A 5,451-nucleotide genomic window follows, 5' to 3' on the forward strand; every position below is an offset into this window, starting at 1 on the left:
ACCCTATGATACCGAAAAAGGTGCGGGAACCATGAGTCCCCACACTTTTTTAAGGGCAATTGGTCCGGAACCTTGGGCCGTTGCCTATGTGGAACCCTGTCGTCGTCCAACGGATGGCCGTTATGGCGAAAATCCCAATCGTTTTCAGCATTACTATCAATATCAAGTCCTAATTAAACCCTCTCCTGATAATATTCAGGAAATCTATTTAGACTCCCTGCGGGTGTTAGGAATTAACCCAGAAGATCACGATATTCGCTTCGTGGAAGATAACTGGGAATCTCCCACCCTCGGCGCTTGGGGTGTGGGTTGGGAAGTGTGGTTAGATGGTATGGAAATCACCCAATTTACCTACTTTCAACAGTGTGGAGGTATCGATTGTCGTCCCGTGGCGATCGAAATTACCTACGGTTTAGAAAGATTAGCCATGTATCTGCAAGATGTAGAGGCAATTAATAAAATTCAATGGAATGAAAATATCCTCTACGGCGATATTTTTCTGCAAAATGAGATCGAACAATGTACCTACAATTTTGAGGCTTCTAATCCTGAGTTATTATTTAGTTTATTCAGTTTATATGAACAGGAAGCTAAACAATTAATCGATCGCTCTCTGGTGATTCCCAGTCTAGATTATGTTCTCAAATGTTCCCATACTTTTAATTTACTCGATGCTAGAGGTGTGATTGCTGTAGCTGAAAGAACCCGTTATATCGGCAGAATTCGCAATTTAGCTCGACAGGTTGCTCAATTGTATTTACAGCAACGGGAAGCTTTAGGTTTTCCCCTACAAACGGTTTAGCAATCGGGGGCATCTTTGGTGATGTACCCCTACCAATTGTATTGGACTCCTTTTAATAACTTTTTTTTATAAAAAATCCTATTTAAAAGTTATGGGAGAGTGGTGAGAAACAATCGATAACGTGGGAGTTAATCAGACCATTAAAAACGGATTTGGTATAACAAAGAGTCTCTAAGAAAAAAAGATGTTAGCGATAACATCTTTTTGGCATTTTTTACAATTTAACTTCAATATCAACCCCTGCGGGTAAATCTAATTTCATCAAAGCATCGATTGTCTTAGAAGAGGGTTGGTAAATATCAATAATGCGGCGATGGGTGCGGGTTTCAAAATGTTCACGGGAGTCCTTGTCAACGTGAGGGGAACGCAGGACACAATAAATCTTTCTTTTTGTCGGTAGGGGAATCGGTCCGATCGCTGTGGCGTTAGTTCTATTGGCAGTATCGACAATCTTCTCACAGGAAGTATCGAGTAAGCGCTGGTCAAAAGCTTTCAAACGAATGCGAATTTTCTGTTGTTGTAATGTAGCCATAATTTCACCTATTGCAATTGTCAAGGTACGAGATAAAGACAGTAACGGAGCAGCTTTTAAATTCACTGCCCCGTTAATTAGTAGATTAGCCTACTTGATAATTTTCGAGATAACGCCAGAACCGATGGTGCGACCACCTTCGCGAATAGCGAAGCGCATACCCTGTTCAATAGCGATCGGGTTGATCAGTTCCACGGTCATTTTGATCCGGTCTCCCGGCATGACCATTTCTACGCTGCTGCCATCATCGGCGGTGTAGTCTTGGATAGTGCCAGTTACGTCGGTTGTCCGTACATAAAACTGAGGACGATAGTTTTTAAAGAAAGGAGTGTGACGACCACCCTCTTCTTTACTTAACACATACACCTCACCTTCAAACTGGGTGTGGGGTTTGATTGTACCCGGTTTAGCGATCACCATGCCGCGCTCGATTTCATCTTTTTGGATACCACGCAGGAGGATACCTGCGTTGTCACCGGCCATCCCTTCGTCCAGACTTTTCTTGAACATTTCGATCCCGGTGACGGTGGTGGGGCGAGTTGCTTTGATCCCGACTAATTCCACGTTATCACCCACTTTCACCTTACCGCGTTCGATCCGACCGGTAGCCACCGTCCCCCGACCAGTAATCGAGAATACGTCTTCTACCGCCATCAGGAAGGGTTTATCTATCGCCCGTTCGGGGGTGGGGATATAGCTATCCACCGCGTCCATCAATTCATAGATCGCATCTACCCACTCGTTTTCGCCTTTTTGGGCTTTGGGGTTTTTGGTCATGTAGTCGAGGGCTTCTTTCGCCGAACCGGCAATAATGGGGATATCGTCGCCGGGGAAGTCGTAATTGGTGAGAAGTTCGCGCACTTCCAGTTCCACGAGTTCCAGTAATTCCTCATCATCCACCATATCTTTTTTGTTGAGGAAGACCACCAGGTTAGGTACACCCACCTGACGAGCCAGCAGGATATGTTCCCGGGTTTGGGGCATCGGGCCATCAGCAGCCGAGACCACGAGAATACCACCGTCCATCTGTGCCGCACCGGTGATCATGTTTTTTACATAGTCGGCGTGGCCGGGGCAGTCCACGTGTGCATAGTGGCGATCAGCGGTTTCGTACTCAACGTGAGCGGTGTTGATGGTGATCCCGCGAGCCTTTTCTTCGGGAGCGGCATCGATTTCATCGTATTTTTTAGCTTTGGCATTACCTAGGGCTGCTAGGGTCATAGTGATAGCGGCGGTGAGGGTAGTTTTGCCGTGGTCAACGTGACCGATCGTACCGATGTTAACGTGGGGTTTCGTCCGTTCAAATTTAGCGCGTGCCATTTACTTTCTGTTCCTTTGTTTTTTTTCTTCTTCAGGTGGGTGAACAGTAATCAGTTACCAGAGACCAGTTTTAAGTTAGCAGTTATTCGGGTTGACCGATCGAATTTAAATGATCGGTTTGTCATCACTGCTCACTGGTCACTGATTAGCCGTTCCCTTTACTTTTGGTGATAATCGCCTCAGCCACGTTGCGGGGGACTTCTTCGTAATGGCTAAATTCCATGGTGAAGATGCCGCGTCCTTGGGTTTTGGAGCGAATATCAGTGGCGTAACCGAACATTTCCGCTAGGGGAACTTTAGCGGAGACTTTGGCGATGCCGGTCTCGGTTTCTTGACCTTCGATTTGTCCCCGACGGGAGTTAAGATCACCGATGACGTTACCGATGAAGTCTTCGGGTACTTCCACTTCGACTTTCATCATTGGTTCTAGGAGAACGGGGGCAGCTTTCATCACCGCTTCCTTGATCGCCATGGAACCGGCAATCTTAAAGGCCATCTCGGAGGAATCCACATCGTGGAAAGAACCATCTACCAGGGTTGCTTTCAGGTCGATGACAGGATAACCCGCTACGATCCCCGATTCGCAAGCTTCTTTCATCCCCTGTTCTGACGGGTTGATGTATTCTTTGGGGATAGCACCACCGACAATTTTGGAGACGAAGACAAAGCCAGATCCCGGTTCACCCGGTTCGAGTTCGATGACGACGTGGCCGTACTGTCCTTTCCCGCCACTTTGACGGATAAATTTACCCTCGGCCCGTACAGGTTTCCGCACAGTTTCCCGATAGGCAACTTGGGGAGCACCCACGGTTGCTTCGACTTTGTATTCCCGGAGCATTCGATCGACCAGGATTTCCAGATGCAGTTCTCCCATCCCGGCGATTACCGTTTGATTGGTTTCGGGATCAACTTTGACCCGGAAGGTGGGATCCTCATCGGAGAGAGCTTGCAGAGCTTTGCTGAGTTTCTCGATGTCCTGTTTGGTTTTCGGTTCCACCGCCACGGAGATAACCGGTTCGGGGATAAAGAGGGATTCTAGGATAATCGGGCTTTTCTCATCACAGAGGGTATCCCCAGTAATGGTGTTTTTCAGTCCGATCGCCGCTCCTAGATCACCGGCGCGCAGTTCATCCACTTCGATCCGTTCGTTGGATTTGAGGACGATCAGGCGAGCGATCCGTTCTTTGGTTCCTTTGGTGGAGTTGTAGGCGTAGCTGCCTTTAGCTAGTACACCGGAATAGACCCGTAGGAAGGTTAAACGACCGAAGGGATCGGCCATGATTTTGAAGGCGAGAGCGGAGAAGGGCGCATCGTCCTTGGCTTCCCGGATTGCCTCGCTGCCATCGGGAAGAATCCCTTTAACGGCGGCTACTTCCGAGGGTGAGGGTAGGTAATCGACAACGGCATCGAGGAGCAGTTGTACCCCTTTGTTTTTGAAAGCCGAACCGCAGAGTACGGGAACAATTGTACCGGCAATCGTCCCTTCTCTGAGACCGCGTTTGATTTCGGCTTCGGTGAGTTCTTCACCTTCTAGATATTTTTCTAGGAGTTCTTCATCCGCTTCCGCTACAGCTTCCACTAGCTGCAGACGGAATTCTTCGGCCTTTTTCAATAAGTCTTCGGGAATGTCGGTTTCTTCTATGTCTTTCCCTAGATCGTCCTTATATATATAGGCGCGCATCTTGACGAGATCAACGATCCCGCTCAGTTCGCTTTCTGCGCCGATCGGCATTTGGATGGGAACGGCGTTAGCTCTGAGGCGATCTCTTAATTGTTCGTAAACTTTGAAGAAGTTCGCTCCCGTTCTGTCCATTTTGTTGATAAAGGCAATCCGGGGTACTTTGTACCGATCGGCTTGTCTCCAGACGGTTTCCGATTGGGGTTGTACACCACCAACAGAGCAGAAAACCGCTACTACTCCATCGAGTACCCGCATGGAACGTTCCACTTCAATGGTGAAATCGACGTGGCCAGGGGTATCGATGATGTTGATGCGATGATCTTGCCAACTGGTACTGATGGCGGCGGCGGTGATGGTGATTCCCCGCTCCCGTTCCTGTTCCATCCAGTCGGTAATTGCCGTTCCGTCGTGGACTTCACCCAGTTTATGGGCGACTCCCGTGTAGAACAGGATTCTTTCTGTTGTCGTTGTTTTGCCCGCGTCTATGTGAGCCGCGATTCCGATGTTTCGCACTCTCTCTAGCGGGATAGTCCGTGCCACAGCAACCTCCTTGCTTTGCTTGCCAGTGATGGGGTTTTGTTCTAGGATTTTTTACACTATTTACAATTCTATACTTTTCTTGACAGTTTTTTGGCGGCAGCAGTGTGGTCCACCGCCCTTAAAGTATCTTTAAAGTATCTTTTTAGTAACGATAGTGGGCAAAGGCTTTGTTTGCCTCTGCCATCCGGTGGGTTTCTTCCCGTTTTTTGATCGTGCCGCCGGTTTCATTGGCCGCATCCATGATCTCGTTAGCTAGTTTACCTGCCATGGTTTTGCCGCCTCTGGTTCTGGCATAATGGACTAACCAACGTAGTGCCAATGTACTACCGCGATTACTGCGTACTTCCATCGGGACTTGATAGGTGGCTCCACCGACCCGGCGGGCCTTCACTTCCACTAGAGGAGTGGCGTTTTTAACGGCTTTTTCAAATACTTCTAGGGGTTCTTGACCGGTACGTTCGCCGACGGTTTTCAGGGCATCGTAAACGATGTTAGCGGCCAGGGATTTTTTGCCCGATCGCATGATCCGGCGGATAGTCATGCTGACTAAACAGCTATTGTAAACGGGATCGGGGG

The 5,451-nt window shown here is 48.4% G+C and carries 5 protein-coding genes; 1 reads left to right on the forward strand and 4 read right to left on the reverse strand.

All coding sequences use genetic code 11. The annotated features are described in order from the left end of the window. The coding region (glyQ, locus tag IQ242_RS15600; RefSeq protein WP_193960594.1) for a glycine--tRNA ligase subunit alpha at window positions 1-802 on the forward strand (802 nt) is incomplete at its 5' end. A 214-nt stretch (window positions 803-1,016) separates the two neighbouring features. Here glyQ and rpsJ read toward each other — a convergent pair. The 4 genes from rpsJ to rpsG form a co-directional block, all read right to left on the reverse strand. After that, window positions 1,017-1,334, reverse strand: coding sequence for a 30S ribosomal protein S10 (rpsJ, locus tag IQ242_RS15605; protein ID WP_002740287.1), 318 nt, complete (start codon window positions 1,332-1,334; stop codon window positions 1,017-1,019). Between the two features lie 90 nt (window positions 1,335-1,424). Further along, window positions 1,425-2,654 (reverse strand): elongation factor Tu, encoded by a 1,230-nt coding sequence (gene tuf / locus IQ242_RS15610; protein ID WP_002771996.1) that lies wholly within the window; start codon window positions 2,652-2,654, stop codon window positions 1,425-1,427. 145 nt (window positions 2,655-2,799) lie between these two features. Further along, window positions 2,800-4,875 carry an elongation factor G gene (gene fusA, locus IQ242_RS15615; protein WP_193960595.1) on the reverse strand — a complete coding sequence of 692 codons (2,076 nt, stop codon included), beginning with the start codon at window positions 4,873-4,875 and terminating at the stop codon, window positions 2,800-2,802. 142 nt (window positions 4,876-5,017) lie between these two features. Continuing rightward, on the reverse strand, window positions 5,018-5,451 hold a 434-nt coding region (gene rpsG, locus IQ242_RS15620; protein WP_193960596.1), incomplete at its 5' end, for a 30S ribosomal protein S7.

Source organism: Microcystis sp. LEGE 08355 (assembly GCF_015207185.1).
Classification (GTDB): domain Bacteria; phylum Cyanobacteriota; class Cyanobacteriia; order Cyanobacteriales; family Microcystaceae; genus Microcystis; species Microcystis panniformis.